This window comes from Methylocapsa sp. S129, assembly GCF_009765995.1.
GTDB lineage: Bacteria > Pseudomonadota > Alphaproteobacteria > Rhizobiales > Beijerinckiaceae > Roseiarcus.
The window spans coordinates 121340-144881 of the sequence record NZ_LMUI01000023.1 but is presented as its reverse complement, the minus strand read 5'-3'; the positions used below and the strand labels follow the sequence as shown (position 1 = coordinate 144881).

Genomic DNA, 23542 nt, shown 5'->3' with positions numbered 1-23542 from the left:
AGGCGTAAAACGTCGCTTGTCGGCCAAAAAGCTGAATATCGGGTTAGCGGAGGGGCGGGCAGGCGGGGACAGGCGCTCCCTTCTCCCGCTTGGCGGGAGAAGGTGTCATGCGGAGCATGACGGATGAGGGCGGTCGCCCTGGTCGCGACCTAAACCGCCGCATCCTTTTTCGCGCTATCACGCCGACAGGCCCTCATCCGACCCGACTTCGTCGGGTCACCTTCTCCCGCGCAGCGGGAGAAGGGCTCGCGGGCCGCGCCTCACACCCTCGGCGGCAACTCGGCGAAGCGGCGTTGGCCGGCGAGCACGGCCTCCAGCTCGGCCAATTCCTCATCGCGTCGGTGGTAGCCGCATTCGGTGATGAGCTTGCGCGCTATGCCGAGGTTCGTCCGCGCCTCCTCTTTGAGGCGTTCCGCTTCAGCGGCGTCCGGAAGAACGGGCTTCGGCGGCCCATCGTCGATGAGCCCGTTGAGCGGCGCGAAGGCCTCGATGCGCGCGAAGGCGAGCCGCGCGCGTTCAAGCGCCATGTCGCAAAGAAACAGCCGCATCGGCCCCGGCTCGGCGATCTCCTCGACCTCGTCGAGATCGCGTGCCGCGCCGGGCCAATCGCCGATGCAGCGAAGGAGGGCGGCGCGGGCGAGGAGCGCACCGACGAGGTTTGCATTGATCGCCGAGGCGCGCAGAGCCGCCACGGACTCGTCGAAGCAGCGCTGCACGCTTCCATTCGTCCCGCGCCAAGTCTGATCGCCGAACGACAGGAAACACAACGCCCGGCGTTGGGCCTCGGCGCCCGCGAGCGCCGCCCCCAACTCGGCGCGGGCCAAGTTTAGAACGTCTTCCGCGATATGATGCGGGAATTTATCATAAGCGGAAACGTCGAAGGCGGCATGGGCGCGTTCGCAGGCGGAGACCCATTGGCGTTTGTCAAGCAATAGCGCGCAGCGATGAGATACTCCTTGATGATAAATCCTGCGGTCTTCGCTTTGTATCTGACGCTGGCGCTTCTCCGCGTCGGCAAACAGACTCGACGCCTCCCGGAAATCACCGGCGGCAAGCAAGGCGTCAGCAAGGGTCGTGCTGGCGCCGATCATGCGGTACCGGTCAGAAATGCCCGCGTGATTAATCGCCCGATACCCGCTCGCGGCGACCGCACGATTTGCGCTCGCGATGGCTGCCGGAATGTCGCCGGTGAGCAGCTCGATTTCACCGAGAAGAATCTCGTCGGTAACCGCATCCACCGGAAATTCCAATATGCCGCTGCCCGACGCGCGTCGGGCCTCCAGGGACTCGCTCAATCTGCCCTGAGCCTCCAGACAATAGGCCGCTTCCCCAATGACAAACCACTGATCAATTGCATCGAGAGTTTTCACAGCCTTGGTATAGAGCGACTCAAGAAAAAAGGAGATCGCGGCCAGATCGCTACCCGATGCCCCTAGTCGATGCCTTGAATAGAATTCAAGCACTGAGTCAAGGGAACCGACAATGTAAATCCATCGACAAATTCTTTGCTTATATACGTAATTCAGCGCCTCTTGATGCCGTCCCGCGCTGCATCCGTGGGCGATCGCTTGGTAGAGCGGCGCGAGATCGGTCAGCGTCGGCTCGTCGCCTTCCCTCGTCGTGTCGCGCAAGTGCTCGTAAAGGCGCCCGTGGGCGGCTTTCCATGCTGCCTCGTTCGTCCCTCGCAGCCGCTCGCCGAACCATTCGCGCACTAGCGGATGGGCGTCGAGCGCGTTGGGCGCAGCGGGGTCCGGCGGCGCGAGCAGCCGCACTTCGCGCAAGCGTGCGACGGCGCGGCGCCATTTGTCGTCATCAATGCCGACGATCGGTTCGTTGAGCCCCTCGATCACGGGCTCGGCGCGCAGCGCCGCGAGACAATCGCCGCTCGCCGGCCGTTCGAACAGGCCGATCAACTGCATGATCGCGAGCAGCACGGGCTGTCCGGCGAGCCACTCCTTCTCATAGGATTCCATCACGCGCTTGGCGTGGTCGTGTCGCGGATTGTCGGAATCGGCTATAAGCGCGCGGATGTGGTCGCGCCGGCGCAGGTCGCCGGTTTGCGTTTCCTTGAGGAAGCTTGCGAGCAGGCCGAGCGCGAGCGGATGGCCGCCGAAGTCGTGCGCCGCGGCTTTCAACTCCCTGTCGGTCCCCCACACGCTATTGTCGCGCAGCAGCGCTGCGCCGGCTTCGTTCGACAGTTTCTCGACATCGACGACCGGCGCGGCGCTATCCCGCCAGCGCGCGATGTCGGTTACCGCCAACCGGCTGGTCAGCACGATCAATCCATGCGCCTGCGCCAGCGGCGTCGCAGCGAAGCGCCGTAGCAGGGCGCGCAGGCCCTGGTCCTTCAACTGGCCAAGCTGCGGGCCGGGACCATGCTGCAACGGCTCGACGCCATCGAGCACGAGTAGCACGCGGCGACGCATCATCGCTTCCGCGACCGCGTCACCCTTGGCTGTCGCGCTGGTTGTCGCAGGCTTGACGCCGAGCTTGTCGAGCGCCCAATCAAGGAATGCGTCCGCCGACGTTGCGCGCTCCTTCGTGCCCTGGCTGTAAAACGACCACCCGAGCACCGCCTCGGCGCCGCGATAGTTCTCCGCCTGCAATCGCCCGAGCCATTCGTTCACGAGCGCCGACTTGCCCGCGCCGCCTTCGGCGATGAGCGAGAGGATGTTGGTTCTCGAATCGGCCCAGGCGTCGTCGAGGCGTCCCAACTCTGCGTCACGACCGACGAGGCGCTCGTAGGCGGTTTCGGGGAGATGGGCGGTATGGACATAGGCCGGTTGGACGGAAGGGGGAGTCGATCGTGATGGGCTTTTGCGCTCGATGATCTGCTGCGCGATCTCTGCGATCTCGTTAGCCGCCTCGCTCATATGCTGGAGGCGATCATTATACGGGAAGCTAGAGAACGGCTTGGCGTCGCGCGGCCGAAGATTCATATCCGTGACTTTATCCAGTCCCGCCTTGGGAGTCGGGGTCAGCAGCAGCGGATAGAAGTAGACGTTTTCGTCATTCGCCAACCTTTCACGAATGATCGCGATTTCTTTGTCGATGATATAGTTGGACGCCATCGAATGGCGGGACACGAGCAAAACGAAGATATCGCAGCCGCGAAGATATTCTTCGATCTTCGTGTCCCACTTGGCGCCGCCGTTCATCTGGCGGTCGACCCAAGTGTCGAAAACGCCATGCTTTACGGCCGGCTGCAGGAAGCTTTGCACGAAAGAAAGCCATTTAACTTCGCCCTCGCCTAGCTTATCCGGCTCATCCGCATGCGCATAGCTGATGAAGATGATCGGCTTGCCGGTCGACATGAAAGCGGGCTCGCAGTTTTCGCGCGCGAATGGCCTCAGTCAACCAAGGCGGTCGTGTGGAAAATGTCAATGAGCGCTGGGGCGCGGGGCGGCCAGCTTTGGGCCGCGGTCCGCCTTCGGTTTCCGCGCGGATAGGCTCAAAGCCGTCGCGCTGCGCGCGACTCCCCTCATCTGCCCGGCTTCGCCGGGCATCTTCCCACCAAGGGGAAGAGGGCGCCAAATCTTGCGGCCGCGCGGCTTTAGGAAAAATGGATATCCATTGTATATCCGGCAGGGCAGAACCTGCGTTTAAGCTCGCTCGGATCGCAAAAGTGTGAGATTTTCGCCGCTTTGCGGGTGCTTGCTGTCAGCCGACCTTGGGCGCCAAAGCCTGCCGGGGCTCTCTTTCTGTTTTTAAGAAAAATTTTCTGGACATTTTAGCATTTCCGTCGCATCCTCGCTGAGCGCATCGCGGTCATCGCGCGCGGCGGCGAAGCGATTGAGGCGATGGCGACGGGAGCCCGCGTCTGGAGGGCTTGGCTGCTTCGCGCCGTCGCCATGCCGGCTGGCGATCGGATCGGCATTGGAGAAATCTCGGGAGACGCATTTTTTTTAATTTTTTCGCTTGCAACCCTTTGAAATTCCACGATGTGGTCTGAAAAAAGCTTGCGGGGAGGAAACGTAAGCTATTGATATCGTTATAGTCTGCCGAAAGGCATTTTGCGCGAAAGCTGGTGTCGTCGCGTGCTGCAAGGCTTTTGCAAGTCTGCCGGCCGCGCGCCTCACCTTTGCGCCGTCTCCCAGTCCGGCGCCTGGTAATAGGGCGCGTTGGAGGCGGCCAGCGGGGGGCGGCCGAGAATGGCGTCGGCGGTTTTTTCGCCGATCATGATGGTCGGCGCGTTGAGATTGCCCGAGGTGACCGACGGCATGATCGCGCTATCGACGACGCGCAGGCCGTCGATGCCGAACACGCGCGCTTCGGAATCGACCACCGCCATGGAATCGTCTTTCGCGCCCATCTTGCATGTGCCCGAGGGATGATAGGCGCTCTCGACATGGGCGCGCACGAAGGCGTCGATCGCCTCGTCGCTGACGACTTCGGCGCCCGGCCTGATCTCGCGGCCGCGATAGGGATCGAAGGCGCTTTGCGCGAAAATCTCGCGCGTCAGGCGCACGCAGGCGCGCATCTCGGTCCAGTCGTCGGCATGGCTCATATAGTTGAACTGGATGCGGGGATAATCGCGCGGGTTGGGCGATTTCAGGCGCACCCAGCCCCGGCTCTTGGAGCGCAGCGGGCCGACATGGGCCTGAAAGCCATGCTCGCTCGCCATGCCGACGCCGTCATAGCTCACCGCGAGCGGCAGGAAATGATACTGGATGTCGGCGTAGCGCACGCCCGCCCGCGAGCGGATGAAGCCGCCCGTCTCGAAATGGTTGGTCGCACCATGGCCGCGCCCGCGCAACAGCCATTGCAGGCCGATCAGGCCGCGCGAGAACAGGCCAGTCTGGCCATAGAGCGTGATCGGCTGTTTGGAGGCGACCTGAAAATAGAATTCGAGATGGTCCTGCAGATTTTCGCCGACGCCGGGCAGATCATGCACGACAGGAATGTCGAGCGCCCGCAGTTCCTGCGCCGGCCCGATCCCTGATAATTTGAGAAGCTGCGGCGAATTGATCGGGCCGCCGCTGAGGATCACTTCGCGCCGCGCCAGCGCCAGATGGTCGCGGCCGCCTCGCGCATAGCGCACGCCGATCGCGCGGCGCCCGTCGAAGAGAACCTGCGTCGCCAGCGCATGGGCGACGACCTTGAGATTGGCGCGCTTCATGGCGGGCCTGAGATAGGCGTTGGCGGCCGACCAGCGCACGCCGTCCTTCACCGTCATGTCGAACCGGCCGAAACCTTCCTGCCGCTCGCCGTTAATGTCGGGCGTCACGCCATAGCCGGCCTGGCGGCCTGCTTCGACAAAGACGTCATAGAGCGGATTGGTGGTCGGCCCGTAGCGGGTCGCGAGCGGTCCCTCGCCGCCGCGATAGGCGTCGGCGCCGTCGCGCCGTCCTTCCGCGCGCCTAAAATAGGGCAGCACGTTGCGATAGCCCCAGCCTGATGCGCCTTCTTCCTCCCAGCGATCGAAATCGTGCGGATTGCCTCTGACATAGACGAGGCCGTTGATCGACGACGACCCGCCCAAAACCTTGCCGCGCGGGATGTGAAAGCGGCGGCCGTCCATATGCGGCTCCGGCTCGCTCTCATAGCGCCAGTTGTATTTCCTGGTGTTCATCGGGATCGACAGTGCGCCGGGCATCTGGATGAAGACGGAGCGGTCGGAGCCGCCAAATTCGACGACGAGGACGCTCGATCGCCCGTCTTCGGTCAGGCGGTCGGCGAGCACGCATCCGGCCGAGCCGGCGCCGACGACGATATAATCGAATTGTTCGCTGTCTTCCCGCTTCATCGTCGCTTCTTAGCGGGACGAATCGCCGGCGCCTATTCCCCCGCCAGCCGCAAAGCCGCCGCCGCGGCGAATGGCGCGCCTGCGAGAGCGGCGAGCGAGAGCGCGGCGAGAGCGAGGAAGGGCGCCAGGAGCGGCGCCGCGCCGCCGCTGGCCGCCGAAGCGGCCGATACGCCAAAGATCAGGACGGGGATCGTCAGCGGCAGCACCAGCACCGCCATCAGCAGCCCGCCGCGCCGCAGCGACACCGTCAGCGCGGCGCCGATCGCGCCGATCATCGTCAGCGCCGGCGTGCCGACGAGAAGGCTGGCGGCGACGAGGCCGAGCGCTTGGGCGTCCAGCGCCAGCATCAGGCCGAACAGCGGGCTGACGACAATCAGCGGCAAGACGCCCGCCGTCCAATGCGCGGCGCATTTCACGAGGACGACGACTTCGAGCGGCAGGCGCGCCTGCGCCAGCAGATCGAGCGAGCCATCCTCCTCGTCGCCCTGAAACAGGCGGTCGAGGCCGAGCAGCGTCGACAGCAGGGCGGCGATCCACAGGATCGCCGGGCCGATGCGCGCCAAAAGATTAAGGTCCGGGCCGATCGCAAACGGCATCAGCGCGACAAGAATCAGGAAAAACACCGCGCCGGTGGAAGCGCCGCCGCCGATGCGGCGGGCGATCCGCCATTCGCGCATGAACAGGGCGGTCGCAGCGCTTTTCATGAGCCGATGAGCTCCTGTGCGCCCAGCTTCAATTCGCGCCCGTCTAGACCGAGCGGCGCGTGCGTCGCCGCGACAATCATGCCGCCGCCGGCCAGATGCGCGCGCATGATTTCGCCAAGGCGCGCCTGCGCGGCGGCGTCGAGCGCGCTCGTCGGCTCGTCCAGCAGCCAGAGCGGACGATATGCGACAAGAAGCCGCGCCAGGGCGACCCGCCGCCTCTGACCCGCCGAGAGAAAATTGACGGGAAAATCGACGACATGGGCGAGGCCCAGACGATCGAGCGCGGCGCCGATGGGCATTGGGCCAGTCCGGGCGTCAGCGGGCGTTTTTTCGGCGCCCAGCATCGCCGCCCAGAATTCGAGATTCTCGCGCGCCGTCAGCGCCCCTTTCAGCGCATCGGCATGACCGAGATAATGGGCTTGTTCGCCCAAGCGCAGCTCATCGTCGCCGCCTTCGAGAACCACCGCGCCCGCCGCGACGCGCAGCAGGCCGGCGATGGCGCGCAGCAGGCTCGATTTGCCCGCGCCATTGGGGCCGGTGACGATCAGCGCCTCGCCCGCCGCCGCTGCAAACGACAGATCGGAAAATAGCCGCCGTCCGCCCCGCTCGATCGCAATGTTGGCGCCAACCAAGCGCATCGAGACTTCTCCGGCGACGCCTTTTTGGGCGATTTCGCGACATTGTTGTGTAGCCCGGCAGGACGAACTTATCTATAAGAGTTCTAATCCCCCTTCATCCCCCTCCGGAGTTCAGCCGATGGCCAGTCTCGACAGTTTCAAATGTCGCAAAAAGCTCACCGTCGGCGCCAAGACCTACGAGTATTTTTCGCTCAAAAGCGCTGAAAAAAACGGCCTGACCGGCATTTCGCAACTGCCCTATTCGATGAAAATCGTGCTGGAGAACCTGCTGCGCAACGAGGACGGGCGCACGGTCAAGAAGGGCGATATCGAAGCGGTCGCGGCCTGGCTCGCCAATCGCGGCAAGGTGGAGCATGAGATCGCGTTCCGCCCCGCTCGCGTGCTGATGCAGGATTTCACCGGCGTGCCGGCGGTCGTCGACCTCGCCGCCATGCGCGACGCGATGGTGACGCTTGGCGGCGACCCCGACAAGATCAATCCGCTGGTGCCCGTCGATCTCGTCATCGACCATTCGGTGGTGGTTGACTTCTTCGGCAACAACAAGGCGCTTGGGCAAAACGTCAAGCGCGAATACGAGCAAAACCAGGAGCGCTACCGCTTCCTGAAATGGGGCCAGCAGGCCTTTTCCAATTTCGCCGTCGTGCCGCCCGGCACCGGCATCTGCCATCAGGTCAATCTCGAATATCTCGCGCAGACGGTGTGGACGCGCAAAGAGAAGGTCGGCCGCGTCACGACGGAGATCGCCTATCCCGACACGCTGGTGGGCACCGACAGCCACACCACCATGGTCAATGGCCTGGCTGTGCTCGGCTGGGGCGTCGGCGGCATCGAGGCGGAAGCGGCGATGCTTGGCCAGCCCTTGTCGATGCTGTTGCCCGAAGTCATCGGCTTCAAACTGACCGGCGACCTGCGCGAGGGCGTCACCGCCACCGATCTCGTGCTGACAGTGACGCAAATGCTGCGCAAGAAGGGCGTGGTCGGCAAATTCGTCGAGTTCTTCGGTCCGGGCCTCAACGCCATGTCGGTCGCCGACCGCGCGACCATCGCCAATATGGCGCCCGAATATGGCGCGACCTGCGGTCTGTTCCCGGTCGACGTGCAGGCGATCCGCTATCTCGAGACGTCCGGCCGCAAAGGGCCGCGCATCGCGCTGGTCGAGGCCTATGCGAAGGCGCAGGGGTTCTATCGCACGCGCCTGACGCCCGACCCGGTCTTTACCGATACGCTGGCGCTGGACCTTGGCGAAGTCGCGCCCTCCATCGCGGGGCCCAAGCGCCCGCAAGACAAGGTCTTGCTGGCCACGGCGAAGGCCGGCTTTGCCGGCGCGATGGAGACGGAATTCAAGCAGGGCGCCGATATCGCCCACCGCTACAAGGTCGAGGGCACGAATTTCGACCTCGGTCATGGCGATGTCGTGATCGCCGCGATCACCTCCTGCACCAACACGTCCAATCCGAGCGTGATGATGGCGGCGGGGCTGCTGGCGCGCAATGCCGTCGCCAAGGGGCTGACGGTCAAGCCGTGGGTCAAGACGTCGCTGGCGCCGGGCAGCCAGGTCGTCGAGGAATATCTGCGGGACGCCGAGCTGCAAAAGTCGCTCGACAAACTCGGCTTCAATGTCGTCGGCTTCGGCTGTACGACCTGCATCGGCAATTCGGGTCCGCTGCCCGAAGCCATTTCGTCCGTCATCGCCAAACACAATCTTGTCGCGGCCGCCGTTCTCTCGGGCAATCGCAATTTCGAGGGCCGCGTCAATCCCGATACGCGCGCCAATTATCTGGCTTCGCCGCCGCTCGTCGTCGCTTATGCGCTGGCCGGTTCGATGCAGGTCGATCTGACGAAAGATGCGCTCGGCTACGACAAATCGGGCGCGCCGATCTATCTCGCCGACATCTGGCCGACCAGCCAGGAGATCGCCGATCTCGTCGAGAACACGATCACCGCCAAAATGTTCAAGACCAAATATGCGAGCGTCTTCGACGGCGACGCCAATTGGCGCAAGGTCAAGATCCCCGCCGGCCTCACCTATGCCTGGGACATGGGCTCGACCTATGTGCAGAACCCGCCCTATTTCGAGGGCATTACGATGGAGCCGACGCCGGTGACCGACATTGTCGGGGCGCGGATTCTTGGCGAATTCCTCGATTCCATCACCACCGACCACATCTCGCCGGCCGGCTCCATCCGAGAGCAGAGCCCGGCCGGCCAATATCTGATCGAGCATCAGGTGCGCCCGGTCGATTTCAACCAATACGGCACGCGGCGCGGCAATCATGAAGTGATGATGCGCGGCACGTTCGCCAATATCCGCATCAAGAACCAGATGGTCAAAGATTCGTCCGGCAATGTCGTCGAGGGCGGCTACACCATCCATCATCCCTCGGGCGAGCGCATGGCGATCTATGACGCCGCGATGCGTTATCAGAAGGAGGGCGTGCCGCTGGTCGTGTTCGCCGGGCGCGAATATGGCACGGGCTCGTCGCGCGACTGGGCGGCGAAGGGCACCAAGCTGCTCGGCGTGCGCGCCGTGATCGCCCAGAGCTTTGAGCGCATCCATCGCTCGAATCTCGTCGGCATGGGCGTGCTGCCCCTCCTGTTCGAGGACGGGACCTCCTGGCAGACGCTGGGCCTGAAGGGCGACGAGAAGGTCACCATCCACGGGCTGACGCATGATCTGAAGCCGCGCCAGAAGATGGAGGCCGAAATCGTCTCGGCCGACGGCGCCAGCACAAAAGTCCCGCTGATCTGCCGCATCGATACGCTCGACGAGCTGGAATATTTCCGCAACGGCGGGATCCTGCAATATGTGCTGCGGCAATTGGCGGCGTGAGAGGTGCTGTGGCGAAGATGAGAGCCGGCGGCACGCATGAATCCCGACGCGCTCAATAATTTTCGTCAGCAAGCGGAGTGGTGCGAGCAGATGGGCTCGCCTTTTACTGCGCTCGTTTGCGGTGCCTTGCATGCCTATCTGACGGAGGAAACGGCGTTCGGCCGCAGGCTGCTGAATTGGCCGGACCGACCGGAGGCAGATGCAATCGCTCTGCGCGCCTGCGGCGCGTTGAATGCTCTAGCACGCGAGGGCCACCCCGCCCTCGCGCCGTTTTATCCACCGAACCGGCTTCCTTCGGATGTGGCTTTCTGGCGCGCCGCGCAAAGCGCGTTCGCCAGCGACGACGCAAGGCTGACGCGCTTTCTCGACAGCGCGCCGCAGACCAATGAGGTTGCGCGATCGGCGGCATTGCTGCCCGGATATCTCACGATTGCGCGGCTTACCGGCCTGCCGCTGGCCGTTCGTGAAATCGGCGCCAGCGCGGGATTGAACCTTTCGTTCGATCGTTATTTCTATCGATATGGATCGTTCTCCTGGGGGACGCCTGATGCGAAAGTGACAATCCCTTGCGAATGGCGCGGCGAACGTTCCGCCGTCGCTGGCGCGATTGAAATCGCCGACAGGCAAGGCTGCGATCTCAATCCGATCGACGCCAGGGACGCCGCCGCTCGAGCGCGGATGCTCGCCTATATCTGGCCCGATCAAACGGCGCGCGTAGAACGCGCGCAGGCCGCTTTGGATTTAGCCTCAAACGAAAACATTCGAGTCGAACAGATCGACGCCGCATTGTTCGCGGCGCGGGAGCTGAGCGCCGGCGCGCCCGGTCGCGCGCTGGTCCTCGCGCATAGCATTTTCTGGCAATATCTTCCCGACGCGACAAAGGCGGCGATCCGCGCCGCCATCGCGCAAGCGGCTGACCGCGCGACAAAAGCGAGCCCGTTCGCCTGGCTGCGGATGGAGGCGGAAGCCGACGAGCGCCGCGGCGCGCGGGTGCGTTTGTCGCTATGGCCGCAGGGGCCTGTCGACGAGTTGCTCGCCGTCGCTGATTTTCACGGCCGATGGCTCGAATGGCGCGGGGTTGCGTAAAAGGCAGCGACGGCATGAACGCCGCCGCGCCAGGCAATTTCCGCCCGCAAACGAAATGGAGCGATCTTACGTTTGCGCGCCGCCTTCGGCGCGCAGGAAATCGAAGTCGCATCCTTGCGTGGCCGTCAGAACCGTTTGGCGATAGAGCCGCGCATAACCGCGCTTCGGGGCCTCGCCTGCGCCGATATGGGCGCTTCGCCGTCTTTCCATTTCCGCGGCGTCCACGAGAAGATCGAGGCGCTTTTCGCGCGCCGAAAGGCGGATGCGGTCGCCGTTGCGCACCAGAGCCAGCGGCCCGCCCGCCGCCGCTTCGGGCGTGACATGCAGAACGACGGCGCCGAACGCCGTTCCGCTCATACGAGCGTCGGAGATGCGGACCATGTCCTTGACGCCCTGCCGGGCGAGTTTCCTAGGGATCGGCAGGTAACCGGCCTCGGGCATTCCCGATGCGCTCCTGGGGCCCGCGTTCTGCAAGACCAGAATGTCGTCGGCCGCGACGTCGAGATCGGGATCGTCGATGCGCGCGGCGAGATCGTCGAGCGACGAGAATACGATCGCGCGCCCCTCGTGCTCCAGCAGCGCGGGCGTCGCCGCGGCGCGCTTGAGCAACGCGCCTTCGGGCGCCAGCGTCCCGTGTAGCGCGATCAAGCCGCCCTGCGGCTCGATCGGATTGTCCACCGCGCGGATGAAGGTCCGGTCGATCGCGTCGCTCAGAGGCCTGGCGAGACGCTCGGCGAGGCTCTGCCCGGAAATGTCTGTTGTCTCGAGGTTCAGCCTGGGTTGCAGTGCGCGCAACACGCCTTCAAGGCCGCCCGCATAATGAAAATCTTCCATATAGCCGTCGCCGACAGGCTTGAGATTGACCAGCACCGGCGTTTCGTCGGAGAGGCGGTTAAATTCCTGGAGGCCGATCTTGATCCCAAGACGCCCCGCTATGGCGGTGAGGTGGATGAGGGCGTTGGTCGAGCCGGAAATCGCCAGCAGAACGCGTAGCGCGTTCTCGAAGGCGGACGGCGTCATGATGTTTTGCGGCGTGCGGTCGCCGCCGATCATCCGCGCCGCCAGGGCGCCCGTCGCTTCGGCCGCGCGCAGGCGGTCGGCGTGGACGGCGGGAATCGCGGCGCTATGGGGCGCCATCATGCCCAGGGCCTCGCCGAGCAGCGCCATCGTGCTGGCCGTGCCCATGACGGCGCAGGTGCCCGCGGTGACCGCCAGGCGGCCTTCGACGAGCGCGATCTCCTCGGCGTCGACGTCGCCGCCCCGGTAGCGCGCCCAGAAGCGGCGGCAGTCGGTGCAGGCGCCGAGGCGCTCGCCCTTATGGCGACCGGTCATCATCGGGCCGCCGACCAGAAGCGCGGCGGGCTTATTGGCGGAGGCCGCGCCCATCAGCAGCGCGGGAACGGTCTTGTCGCATCCGCCCATCAGCACGACCGAATCCATCGGCTGCGCGCGGATCATTTCCTCGACGTCCATCGCCATCAGATTACGGAACATCATGCTGGTGGGGCTGAGGAACACCTCGCCCAGCGAGATGACGGGGAAGGGGACAGGCAGCGCGCCTTCCGCGAGCACGCCGCGCTTGACCGCCTCCAGCAGTTCGGGGAAATGCCGGTGGCAATTGTTGAACCCGCTGGCGGTAGTGCAAATGCCGACGATCGGCCGGTCGAGCGCCGCGTCGGAATAGCCCATCGACTTGGCGAATGAGCGGCGCAGATAGCGCGCAAAATCGGGATCGCCGTAATTGGTCAGTCCGCCGTTCAGGCCTTCATAGGACTTGGTCATGCCAATGGGCTCTCGACGAACGGCTCTCGGCGAGCCTTGTTGCGACCAAACGGCGCGATGTAAGGCCATCATCGCCTTCGGCGAAGCGCGCGACAAGAGCTTTAGGCGGCTCCCGCCGCCATCAGACCAGCCACACGCTCGATATGGCGGGCGATATCGGGCGCGCCCGTCATCTCGCCGAATGTGCCGCGCGTCATCGGACCGAAAGCCAGCAGATTAGGTTGGACCGTCCCGTCGCGGGCGATCAGATGCGAGCCGGCGTCGACATCAAGCCCCAGACCCACCGCGTCGGCGCGCGCGAGGCCGACGGCGAACATCTCCCTAATCAGCGGATTATGCGTGAGGTCGCGATCGGGGCCGACGCATAGGATGATCCCGCCGAAGCGCCGCTCCTGCAGTGCGCCGCCGGGCCGGCGCAGCGTGGCGACGAGCGAATCCTGATTCGCATCTATGGCGGCGACGCCCGCCTTTTCCACAACCAGCCGTCCATCGCCGATCGCCGCCGCGAGGGCCGCATGCACCTGGGGCGCGACACGGAAACGATGCACATCCCAGAACGCCAGCAGCCGGCGTTTCACCGCTCGTCGTTCGCCTGGCGGCAGGGCGCCCCAGACGCGCGGCAGGTTGTAGCGCAGCGCGTCGATGGCCGGATGCCAGCCGCGACCCTGATCCGTTGACGCGCGAACGCGACGGCGCACGAGGTCGAGCAGGCCAAGGGCGGTCAGCGGAGGCGCGCAATCGCCCAGAAAATTGACGTCGTCGGCGAACAGCCCATGCGGCTGCGCCATCAGGCCGCGCCGCGATACCGCAATGAGCTTGCCCTTATGGCCGCGGCCCAACAGGCTCGCCGCCATATCGGCCATCGTGAGGCCCGTCCCGACAAGGAGCACCGATGCCTCTTTGTCGATCGACGAAAGACCATCCGCCCGCCAGGGATTAGCGATCAAGCGCGGATCGGCGGCGGCCGCGGCGCTGATGGGGCAGGGCGAACCCGCGACCGCATGGCCAAAGCAGAGCGCGACGCGGTCGGCTTCGACGGCGTCGCCGGTCGACAAAGCGATCGACCAACCGCCGTCCGCCGGACGGATGGCCGTCGCAAGGGCCCGGCGATGGCGTAAGGATACGCGTGGGGCGGCGGCGGTCAGGGTTTTCGCCAGCGTATCGGCGACATAGGCGCCGTAATGCGACCGGGCGACATAATGATGGCCGATGGCGTCCGTGCTCGCCCCGTCGCCTGGCAGAATCTGTTTTTGGAACAACCAGTCCGTGGCATGCGAGAGGTCGCCTGCAAACAGGCTCATGCGCTCGCTCGGCACATTGATGCGATGAAGCGGGTCGCTTGCGCTATAGGCGTGGCCGAGGCCAAGGGCCGCCGAAGGCTCGATGATGTCGATATCGAGCGGGCCCGGGATCAGGCGTGTCGCATGGATGACGAAGGCGACGCCGGTGAAGCCGCCGCCGACCACCGCAATGCGAAGCCTGCCTGCGCTCGCCAGCCTATCCGGCTCCGTCATCGGACGATGCAATGCTCAACCTCTGTCATGCAATAATGATATATTATTGATGGATTGCGTCAATTGATTGGACGTCGGCGCCCTCGCACACCCGCCCGAACAAAACCGTCAACGCAGCGCGTTCAGCGAATCGTCCGCCCGCCCGTCGAAATATTTTCGCAAAGCCTCTTCAAAAATCCCATTGTCGCCGGCCGCCGCCGCGAACAGCGTCATCGAGGATCGAAATTTCAGATCGTCGGGACTGCCGAAAATCTCATGCGCCGAACGACCCTCGACGAGACAGACCGCTTGCGTGCATGCGACCAGCCTTAGCCCCAGGATCGGATGGCCGAGATCATCGCGGTATCTCGGGTTGTGTCGTGACGATGAATTTCCAGTTGGCCAGCGCCGCGCGCCGATGCGGCGCCGCCTGCTCTTCATAGGAGGGGCTCTCCAGGATCCGGCGCAGCGAGGGAAAGCTCGTATAACGGACGATGACAATGTCATCCCACTGCTCGCCGTCCAAGCCGACCAGCACGCCGCGGACATTGCCGACCCAGAAGACCGCATGGTTCTCGCCCTCGGCGACCTGATTGAAGGCGGGCGCGTAGCGCTGGAGATAGGCTTCGCGGCCCGAGCATGGCGGCAGGCGGGTTCCTGGCTCATAGGCCGCCTGGTCACGATAGCGCACCATATTGACCATGAAGACCGGACCTGCTTCGGCAAGCGTCCTGCCCGCCGCCTCCAGGGCTGAGCGGGCGCATTCAATGGATGTCATTTCAGCTATCTCCTTGGATCGCCGCCTCTCAGCCCTCGTCATGCGAGCGCTCGGAACGGGTCGGAGAGACGATTGCGGGCTTGCTCTTGCATATAAATACGTCCAACTGTATTTATATGCAATGGCCAGACCTTCCCTCCGTGAGAAAATCATCGAGTCCGGCGTGCAGACGCTGCACGAGCGCGGCTTCGCCGGGGCCGGCGTCCGCGAGATCACCGCAGACGCCGGCGTTCCCCAAGGCTGCTTCACCAACCATTTCCGGTCGAAGGAAGCCTTCGCGGCGGCGATCCTCGATCGCTACCACGAGCGCACCCAGGCCGTCATGGACCGGACGCTGCGCGACGAAACCCGCCCTGCCGTCGAGCGTTTGCGCGCCTATTTCGACGCCATCACCGAATGGCTCGAAGCCGCCGGCTGGCGCTATGGTTGCCTTGTCGGCAACATGAGCCTCGAGGCGCCCGAGCACAGCGAGCTGCTTCGCAACCACTTGGTCGAGATCTGCGGCAAGCTTACGCATTCCTTTGCCGAGGTCGTGCGCGCTGGCCAGGCGGCGGGCGAGATTAGCAGCGATCTTGGCGCCGACGATGTCGCGACCTTCCTCCTCGCGGCCTGGGAGGGCGCGATGATGCGGATGAAGGTCGATCGTTCCCCCCTACCGATCGAGCAGTTCAAGCGGGTGCTGTTCGCCTCCATCCTCACGCCATCGGATGGGGACGCGAAACTGACGAAGCAGCCGGCGAGGATCGAAGAGGCGTGAGGCCACGACTTGCGGACGCGCGGCGATCTCTGAGCGTCATCGATAGCGAAGGCGGCCACAAAGGCTCCTTCGACGCCCATGACGAAAGTGAATTACAGCGTCGCCTTAATAGCGAATGTCTCAATGCGCGACCACAAGCGCCAATTCGATGCCGATCAGCGCGGCCAGCGCCACACCCGGCGGCAAATGCTTGTATTCCCGACGCCAAATGACGGTGGCAATCGCGGCGATCATCACCATCGCCACGAGCGCCAATCCCCAAATCCGCGTTGCGGGAAGAACGACGAGAGCGGCGCCAAGCACTTCGAGCGCGGCGGTGACGAAGTTCCACCACGCCGGATAACCCCAGCGTATAAACCCCGCCTGCACGGCCGCGCCGCCGATGGCGTTGAATAGACCGGCGCCGACAAATGCAAAGGCCAGTAGCCACGCCATCGCGCTTGCTACGGGTATCTGAAGGATCGTCATGGCTCGCTCCTATCGATTGGCGCCGATGAGGCTTGCGCCAACTGCGATGATGACCAGCGCCGTCAGGCCATGAATACCGAAGGCGGCTGTTCTGCTTCCCCCCCATCGAAGGACTGTCGCCGCATCGCCCCATGCGATGAGGCTCGCCACGAGCAAGAATTCGCCAAGCAAGCGCGGCGATCCGTTAGCCATGAGCAGGAAGACAAAAAGGCCGGACACGATGTCTCGCGTCCCCTTCACAGCCAGCCATCCGGTAAAGCCGGGCGACGGCGATGGAGAATGGGGGATGCCGAAGTCGCGTGATGCGGCGGCGGGGTCCCACAGAAAGCGCGACCCGATGAATAGAATTCCGACCGCGATCAGGCCGGAGAGCCAATATCCGGTGAGGATCATAGTGAACTCCTGTCAGTTGCAGAGATACTAGCAACGCTAGAATCAGTGTCAACCAAAATCTAGCATTGACACAAATACGCGCGTCGATAGGGTCTCTGAATGTCGATCGCCGAACGCAGAGAGCGCCAGCGGGCGGAGCGCTATGATCTCATCCTGGCTGCAGCGCGTGAACTGGCCGAAGCCGAGGGCTGGGACGCCGTCACCACGCGCCGTCTCGCGGGGCTAATCGACTATAGCCAGCCGGTTCTCTACAGCCACTTCAAGGGCAAGGCCGACATCATGGCCGCAGTGGCCACCAGAGGCTTCGAGGAACTTGCGGCGCGATTGAGAATGGAAACGGCGAACGTCACTGGCGCTCGGGACGTTTTGCGCAACGTCTGCGACGCCTATCTTGGTTTTGCCCGTTCGCGGCCGGTTATCTATGAGGCGATGTTCGTCTTGCCGACAAAGATCAAATTCGCCAGCGAGGAAACGCCGACGGCGCTCCGCGCCGCCTTCGCCGAGTTGGTCGCCGCACTGGGGCCAGATCGGCAAGAGCCGGAATTTTTGGCCGAAGTGCTGTGGAGCGCGTTGCATGGATTGGTCGTCCTCGCGCAATCTGGACGTATCCCAGCGACAGGCGCCGAGGCTCGATTAAACGTTCTCGTCCAAAAATTCGGTCGGTAGGCCACCCGATTTGCCAGCTTCCTTCGCCCCGGCCTAATCTCAGCGGACGCGTCGGCGCACGGCTGCGCGTCTTCGGGGGGGCGCCTGTGGGCCATATCAATTACATCTGCCTGCGCGGCAAAATCCACGCTTTCGCGCCCGCGGCGCCGGCGACGAACCCGCATCTTTGGGTCATCCTCGAAGCGGGCGGCCAGCAATATTTCGCGACGATCAATGTTCGCTCCGACAAGGGCCAGCCGGGCGATCCCGTCGGCAAATCCTATCTTTATTATCTGATCGACACCGATTTCCATCATCCGATTATCCCTTCGATCCTGGCGCGCCCGGAAGGCATGTCGCCGGTCAATCGCGACTATGCGTCGGGCGCGCTCGACTTCCAGCGCGGCGCGCTGTTCGACCCGCGCGCGATGCGCGTGCTGCCCGTCGAGGGCGAGGGCGACGACAGTCTCGTGCATCGCCTCAGCGCCATTTTCCAGATCGCCAAAAATCAGGGCGACGACGTGTTTTTCTATGGCAATCAATTTCACAAGGACAATCCGCATCAGACCGACGCGGTGTTCGGCTCGACGCCCGATACGCCGTTCGGAATCGACAATATTCACATGGTTCAGGGCGACCCGAAGGCGATCGACCAGCATGTGCGGGAAAATGGAACCTGGCATGACGGCGCCTGTTTCATCTGGGACGAACAGGGCAAGCGCATGACCGGCGCTTTCCTCGCATTTCAGACCCAGGCCTGGCACACGAACGACAACGGCGACGTCATTTATGGCGCGACCGGCTCCGAAGCGCCTCTCTACGATTTTTCCAATGGCCTTGGCGCGCCTTTGCCGCTGCCGCAGCGCGTGGCGGAATTGACCTCGCTCCATCGCGCGCCCGATGGGACGGGGGCGCTGATCGTCGCCAATATGACGAATGCGCCGATCGATCTCACGGGCTGGACGATCCTCGCCGACGCGAAAAAGATGATCCCCTTGCCCCAGGCCCAGGGCGTGGCGCCGGGCCAGCCGCTCTCCGTCGCGCTGGCCGCCGGGCTGTTGAACGATGCGGGCGGGATTCTGACGCTGGTCAATGCCGCCAATCTCAGGGTCGACAGCGTCGCCTATCTCGGCGGCGACGCGGCAAGCGGCTGGAGCACAAGCTTCTGACATGCTTTCAACCCTCGTCTCTCGCCTGAAGCCGCGACCGCTGACGAGGCGCCGATGATTCCCACGATCCAGACTCTGGTGTTTCTCCTGGCGGTGATCGCCGCGGCGGCTTTCATCGCGGCGCGATTGAAGATTCCGCCGTCCATTCTGCTGGTGCTGACCGGCGTGGCGCTCGCCCTCGTTCCAGGCCTGCCGACGGTCGAGATCGCCCCCGAATTCGTGCTTCTGGTGGTGCTGCCGCCGATCATCTATTCCTCCGCCGTCGCGATGAGCTGGCGCGAGTTCCGTTTCAACCTGCGCCCGATTTCGCTGCTCGCGGTGGGCTGCGTCCTGTTCACGACCGCCGCCACGGCCGCGGCGACGCATTATCTGTTGGGCCTGTCCTGGCCGTTGGGGTTTCTTCTGGGGGCGATCGTCTCGCCGCCCGACGCGCTGGCGCCGCTCTCCATCGCGCGCAGACTGCAGGTTCCCCGGCGCCTCCTCGTTATTCTCGAAGGCGAAGGCCTCGCCAATGACGCCACGGCGCTCGTCCTCTACCGCTTTGCCGTCGCCGCCGTCAGCGTTGGCGTATTTTCGTTCAGCCAGGCGGTGGGGACGTTCGCCGTCATCGTCGTCGGGGAAATCCTCTGGGGGATCGCGGTCGGCTGGCTGATGCTGCGCCTGCGGCGGTGGGTTGGCGATCCGCGCATCGAGATTACGCTTTCGATCTTGACGCCGTTTCTCGCCTATTGGCCGCCCGAACAAATGGGCGGGTCCGGCGTGCTCGCGACCGTCACAGCCGGGCTCTATATCAGTTGGAACGGGCTCCGGCTGATCAGCGCGGCGACGCGTCTCCAGGGCATCTTCTTCTGGGATTTCCTCAATTATCTGATCGAGGGCATGGTGTTCCTGATCACCGGCCTGCAGGCGCGGTCTGTGGTCGCCGGCATTCGCGGCTATTCGCTGTCCGAACTGGCCACTTCCGCGGCGCTCGTCAGCGCCGTGGTCATCGTCGCCCGCTTCGTCTGGCTGTATCCCGCGACTTATCTGCCGCGCTGGCTGGTTCCCGCGATCCGGCGCAACGATCCTTCGCCGCCCTGGCAATGGCCGTTCGCGTTAGCGTCCGCGGGGGTGCGCGGCGTCGTCTCGCTCGCGGCGGCGCTGGCGATCCCCCTGGTGACGGAGGGCGGTCAGGCGTTCCCCGAGCGCGATCTCATTCTTTTCCTGACATTCTCCGTCATTTTGGTGACGCTGGTCGGCCAGGGCCTGTTGCTGCCCTGGATCATCCGCGTGCTTGGCCTGGCCAATGCGGGACGGCGGGAACTTCAAGCCGATCGAATCGAGGAGCGCCAGGCGCGGCGGCAGGCGGTCGAGATGGCGATCGCGCGTTTCGATCAACTGGCGGTGGAAAAGACCCTGTCGGAGGATATCGCCGATCCGCTCCGGGCCGTTCAGCGCGCGCGACTGCAGCATATCGAACTGAAGGGCGGCGGCGGCGATCCGCCTAGCGCGTTCGCGGGTCTTCACGACGAGATCGAACTTCAACTGATTATCGCCGAGCGTCAGCTCGTCAACGATCTTTTCCGCGACGGCAAATTGAAGGACGAACCGCGCCGCCGCATCGAGCGGGAGCTCGATCTGCGCGAGGCTCGTCTCGCCAACCGGCGGGACGAGGATTAGGCGGGAACGGCGCCGCGTCGGCGGATACCCCGCCCACGCGGCAAATCGTCCATTTATGACGCCCGGCGCCCGCGGCCCCTCAGTCGGGTTGCGCGGTCAAAAGTCCTATGTTAGGCAACCCGCGCCTTGGGGTCCGGGGGGCGCGGGCCTCGCCGCGAGGCTTCCCAACTTCGATCCCAGGGTTTGGCGGCCGCTTTACGGCGGCGCGAGCCCTGCGGCAGAGCCATCGAGAGACCGAACACATTGGCGCAAGAGGAAAACATCGTTTCGGGAATGGCGGGGCGCTACGCCTCGGCTTTGTTCTCGCTGGCGAGAGAAGGGCAGCAGACCGATCAGGTCGCCGCCGCCCTTAAAACATTCGGCGGAATGATCGCCGAGAGCCCCGATCTTGAGCGCCTCGTGCGCAGCCCGATTTTTTCGGCGGAAGATCAGGTGAAGGCGCTCGGCGCCCTTCTCGACAAGGCGGGCATTTCCGGAGTCGCCGCCAATTTCATCAAGCTCGTCGCAACCAAACGGCGGCTGTTCGCGATCCGCGACATGATCGCCGATTATGACAAGCTCAACGATTCCTATCGCGGCGTCGCCCGCGCCGAAGTGACGAGCGCCGCTCCGCTCTCGGACGCTCATGTCGCGGCGCTGAAGGATGCGCTGAAAGGCGTGACCGGCGGCAAGGATGTCGAGATTTCTGTGAAAACCGATCGTTCGATCATTGGCGGCCTCATCGTCAAGCTTGGCTCGCGCATGGTCGACGGCTCGCTTAAAACCAAACTCAACGCAATTCGCACCCGTATGAAAGAGGTCGGCTGATGGATATCCGCGCCGCTGAGATTTCCTCCATTCTCAAGAACGAAATCGCCAGCTTCGGCAATGAAGCTGAGGTGACCGAAGTTGGTCAGGTGCTGTCGGTCGGCGACGGCATCGCCAGAGCCTATGGCCTCGACAATGTCCAGGCCGGCGAAATGGTCGAGTTCGAAAACGGCGTGCGCGGCATGGCGCTCAATCTCGAGAGCGACAATGTCGGCATCGTGATTTTCGGCTCGGAACGCGACATCAAGGAAGGCCAGACGGTCAAGCGCACCGGCGCCATCGTCGACGTGCCGATCGGCAAGGAGCTGCTTGGCCGCGTCGTCGACGCGCTCGGCAATCCGATCGACGGCAAGGGCCCGATTACTTCGGCCAAGCGCGCCCGCGTCGACGTCAAGGCGCCCGGCATCATTCCGCGCAAATCCGTGCATGAGCCGATGGCGACAGGCCTCAAGGCCGTCGACGCCTTGATCCCGATCGGCCGCGGCCAGCGCGAACTGATCATCGGCGATCGTCAGACCGGCAAGACGGCTTTGGCGCTCGATGCGATTCTCAACCAGAAGTCGATCAATCAGGGCACGGACGAAAAGGCCAAGCTTTACTGCGTCTATGTCGCCATCGGACAGAAGCGCTCGACGGTCGCCCAGTTCGCCAAGGTTCTCGAAGAGCATGGCGCGCTTGAATATACGATCATCGTCGCCGCCACCGCCTCCGATCCGGCGCCGATGCAGTTCCTGGCGCCGTTCTCCGGCTGCGCGATGGGCGAATTCTTCCGCGACAACGGCATGCATGCCTTGATGATCTATGACGATCTGTCCAAGCAGGCGGTCGCCTATCGCCAGATGTCGCTGCTGCTGCGCCGCCCGCCGGGCCGCGAAGCCTATCCCGGCGACGTGTTCTATCTGCATTCGCGCTTGCTCGAGCGCGCCGCCAAGATGAACGACGAGCACGGCGCGGGATCGCTGACCGCCCTGCCGGTCATCGAGACGCAGGCCAATGACGTTTCGGCCTATATCCCGACCAATGTGATTTCGATCACCGACGGCCAGATATTCCTGGAGACCGATCTGTTCTACCAGGGCATTCGCCCGGCGGTGAACGTCGGTCTGTCCGTGTCGCGAGTCGGCTCCGCCGCGCAGACCAAGGCGATGAAGAAGGTCGCGGGCAAGATCAAGGGCGAGCTCGCGCAATATCGCGAAATGGCGGCCTTCGCGCAGTTCGGCTCCGATCTCGACGCAACGACGCAGCGCCTGCTGAATCGCGGTTCGCGCCTGACCGAACTTCTCAAGCAGGCGCAATTTGCGCCGCTCAAGATGGAAGAACAGGTCTGTTCGATCTATTGCGGCGTCAACGGCTATCTCGACAAATTGCCGCTCGATCGCGTCAAGGCGTTCGAGGACGGATTGCTGTCGACGCTGCGCACCAAGAACCCTGAGATTCTTGAGACGATCCGCACTTCGCGCGATTTGTCGGACGACACTTCGGCCAAACTCAAGGCGGTGGTCGAGGCCTACGCCAAGAGCTTTGCTTAATGTTTCTCCCTCCCCCTTGTGGGGGAGGGTTGGGGTGGGGGTCGCACTGTCCCATCCCTAGGAATAATTTCGTTTCAATCTGTTAGGGCGGCGCGACCCCCCTCCCTAACCCTCCCCCACAAGGGGGGAGGGGACGCGCCTGGAGAGCCTAAGCGATGCCGTCCTTAAAGGACCTCAGAAACCGGATCGCCTCCGTCAAGTCGACGCAGAAGATCACCAAGGCGATGCAGATGGTCGCGGTCGCCAAGCTGCGCCGCGCCCAGGCCGCCGCTGAAGCCGCGCGTCCCTATGCCGAGCGCATCGAAACGGTGCTGACCAATCTGGCCGGCGGCGCCGTCGACGGCGCGCAAGGACCGAAGCTCTTGACCGGCACCGGCGCCCAACAGACCCATCTTCTTCTCGTCTGCACGGGCGAGCGCGGCCTGTGCGGCGCCTTCAACACGTCGATCGTGCGCCTGGCGCGCGAAAAGGCCAATGCGCTGATCGCGCAGGGCAAGACGATCAAGATCATTTGCGTCGGCAAGAAGGGCTATGACCAGCTTCGCCGCACGTTTGAAAAGCAGATCATCGACCTCGTCGATCTGCGCGCCGTGCGCACGCTCGGCTACGCCAACGCGCAGCCGATCGCCAAAAAGGTCCTCGATCTCTTCGAGGCCGGCGAGTTCGACGTCTGCACCTTGTTCTACGCGCGTTTCAAATCGGTGATCGCGCAGATCCCGACCGCCCAGCAATTGATTCCGCCCGAATTCGAGAAATCGGACGAGAACGCGCCGACCTATGATTACGAACCGGAAGAGGGCGAGATTCTCGCGCAATTGCTGCCGAGCGCCGTCGCCGTGCGCATCTATCGCGCGCTGCTCGAGAATATGGCGTCCTTCTACGGCTCGCAGATGAGCGCGATGGACAATGCGACGCGCAACGCCGGCGAAATGATCAAGAAGCTGACGCAACGCTATAATCGCACGCGTCAGGCGATGATCACCAAGGAACTGATCGAAATCATCTCGGGCGCTGAGGCGCTCTGAGCCCATCTATGCCGCGCTTGATGAGCGCGGCCC

At 63.9% G+C, this 23542-nt stretch carries 19 protein-coding genes; 9 read left to right on the top strand and 10 right to left on the bottom strand.

Annotated features, from left to right (window positions below; genetic code table 11):
* Positions 1 to 260: 260 nt before the first annotated feature.
* The 4 genes from GSQ90_RS15275 to ccmA all read right to left on the bottom strand — a co-directional run bounded on the left by GSQ90_RS15275 (position 261) and on the right by ccmA (position 7088).
* Entirely contained in the window at positions 261 to 3314 is a 3054-nt protein-coding gene (locus tag GSQ90_RS15275; RefSeq protein ID WP_158815703.1) for a toll/interleukin-1 receptor domain-containing protein, read from the bottom strand.
* Between the two features lie 761 nt (positions 3315 to 4075).
* A complete protein-coding gene (betA, locus tag GSQ90_RS15270) occupies positions 4076 to 5746 on the bottom strand; it encodes a choline dehydrogenase (RefSeq protein WP_158815702.1) in 1671 nt (556 codons plus the stop codon).
* A gap of 32 nt (positions 5747 to 5778) precedes the next feature.
* On the bottom strand, positions 5779 to 6450 hold the full coding sequence (gene ccmB, locus GSQ90_RS15265) for a heme exporter protein CcmB (protein ID WP_158815701.1): 672 nt from the start codon (positions 6448 to 6450) through the stop codon (positions 5779 to 5781).
* The gene (ccmA, locus tag GSQ90_RS15260; RefSeq protein ID WP_158815700.1) at positions 6447 to 7088 is read right to left on the bottom strand and encodes a heme ABC exporter ATP-binding protein CcmA; all 642 of its coding nucleotides are present in this window, start codon (positions 7086 to 7088) and stop codon (positions 6447 to 6449) included. The genes ccmB and ccmA overlap by 4 nt, the downstream gene beginning before the upstream one ends.
* A 118-nt stretch (positions 7089 to 7206) precedes the next feature.
* Between ccmA and acnA the strand changes: the two genes are divergently transcribed.
* The gene (acnA, locus tag GSQ90_RS15255; protein WP_158815699.1) at positions 7207 to 9918 is read left to right on the top strand and encodes an aconitate hydratase AcnA; all 2712 of its coding nucleotides are present in this window, start codon (positions 7207 to 7209) and stop codon (positions 9916 to 9918) included.
* Between the two features lie 36 nt (positions 9919 to 9954).
* The gene (locus GSQ90_RS15250) at positions 9955 to 11004 is read left to right on the top strand and encodes a DUF2332 domain-containing protein (protein WP_158815698.1); all 1050 of its coding nucleotides are present in this window, start codon (positions 9955 to 9957) and stop codon (positions 11002 to 11004) included.
* A gap of 66 nt (positions 11005 to 11070) precedes the next feature.
* Here the strand turns inward: GSQ90_RS15250 and GSQ90_RS15245 are convergent, their stop codons facing one another.
* From GSQ90_RS15245 to GSQ90_RS15230, 4 genes are all read right to left on the bottom strand, one after another.
* The gene (locus tag GSQ90_RS15245; protein WP_158815697.1) at positions 11071 to 12786 is read right to left on the bottom strand and encodes a dihydroxy-acid dehydratase; all 1716 of its coding nucleotides are present in this window, start codon (positions 12784 to 12786) and stop codon (positions 11071 to 11073) included.
* Positions 12787 to 12887: 101 nt separating this feature from the next.
* Positions 12888 to 14300, bottom strand: a complete 1413-nt coding sequence (locus GSQ90_RS15240; protein ID WP_158815696.1) for an FAD/NAD(P)-binding protein — start codon at positions 14298 to 14300, stop codon at positions 12888 to 12890.
* Between the two features lie 108 nt (positions 14301 to 14408).
* Positions 14409 to 14720 carry a DUF1810 family protein gene (locus GSQ90_RS32120; RefSeq protein ID WP_158815695.1) on the bottom strand — a complete coding sequence of 104 codons (312 nt, stop codon included), beginning with the start codon at positions 14718 to 14720 and terminating at the stop codon, positions 14409 to 14411.
* A complete protein-coding gene (locus GSQ90_RS15230; RefSeq protein WP_158815694.1) occupies positions 14635 to 15057 on the bottom strand; it encodes a hypothetical protein in 423 nt (140 codons plus the stop codon). The genes GSQ90_RS32120 and GSQ90_RS15230 overlap by 86 nt, the downstream gene beginning before the upstream one ends.
* A 121-nt stretch (positions 15058 to 15178) precedes the next feature.
* Between GSQ90_RS15230 and GSQ90_RS15225 the strand changes: the two genes are divergently transcribed.
* Complete coding sequence (locus GSQ90_RS15225; RefSeq protein ID WP_158815693.1) at positions 15179 to 15814, top strand: TetR/AcrR family transcriptional regulator; 636 nt, start codon at positions 15179 to 15181, stop codon at positions 15812 to 15814.
* A gap of 120 nt (positions 15815 to 15934) precedes the next feature.
* On the opposite strand, the gene GSQ90_RS15220 is transcribed toward GSQ90_RS15225, so the two are convergent.
* Positions 15935 to 16282 (bottom strand): DoxX family protein, encoded by a 348-nt coding sequence (locus GSQ90_RS15220; RefSeq protein WP_246731621.1) that lies wholly within the window; start codon positions 16280 to 16282, stop codon positions 15935 to 15937.
* Positions 16283 to 16291: 9 nt separating this feature from the next.
* Positions 16292 to 16675: a DUF4267 domain-containing protein gene (locus GSQ90_RS15215; RefSeq protein ID WP_158815692.1), complete on the bottom strand. Its 384-nt coding sequence runs from the start codon at positions 16673 to 16675 to the stop codon at positions 16292 to 16294.
* A gap of 99 nt (positions 16676 to 16774) precedes the next feature.
* Here GSQ90_RS15215 and GSQ90_RS15210 point away from each other — a divergent pair, with 99 nt between their 5' ends.
* The 6 genes from GSQ90_RS15210 to GSQ90_RS15185 all read left to right on the top strand — a co-directional run bounded on the left by GSQ90_RS15210 (position 16775) and on the right by GSQ90_RS15185 (position 23509).
* Entirely contained in the window at positions 16775 to 17341 is a 567-nt protein-coding gene (locus GSQ90_RS15210; protein ID WP_158815691.1) for a TetR/AcrR family transcriptional regulator, read from the top strand.
* Positions 17342 to 17427: 86 nt separating this feature from the next.
* Positions 17428 to 18489, top strand: coding sequence for a DUF2278 family protein (locus GSQ90_RS15205; protein ID WP_158815690.1), 1062 nt, complete (start codon positions 17428 to 17430; stop codon positions 18487 to 18489).
* A 54-nt stretch (positions 18490 to 18543) separates the two neighbouring features.
* Positions 18544 to 20148: a Na+/H+ antiporter gene (locus GSQ90_RS15200; RefSeq protein WP_158815689.1), complete on the top strand. Its 1605-nt coding sequence runs from the start codon at positions 18544 to 18546 to the stop codon at positions 20146 to 20148.
* A 243-nt stretch (positions 20149 to 20391) separates the two neighbouring features.
* Positions 20392 to 20955, top strand: coding sequence for a F0F1 ATP synthase subunit delta (locus GSQ90_RS15195; RefSeq protein ID WP_158815688.1), 564 nt, complete (start codon positions 20392 to 20394; stop codon positions 20953 to 20955).
* Positions 20955 to 22484 (top strand): F0F1 ATP synthase subunit alpha, encoded by a 1530-nt coding sequence (gene atpA / locus GSQ90_RS15190; protein WP_158815687.1) that lies wholly within the window; start codon positions 20955 to 20957, stop codon positions 22482 to 22484. Before GSQ90_RS15195 ends, atpA begins: the two co-directional genes overlap by 1 nt.
* A gap of 155 nt (positions 22485 to 22639) precedes the next feature.
* On the top strand, positions 22640 to 23509 hold the full coding sequence (locus GSQ90_RS15185; RefSeq protein WP_158815686.1) for a F0F1 ATP synthase subunit gamma: 870 nt from the start codon (positions 22640 to 22642) through the stop codon (positions 23507 to 23509).
* Positions 23510 to 23542 lie beyond the last annotated feature (33 nt).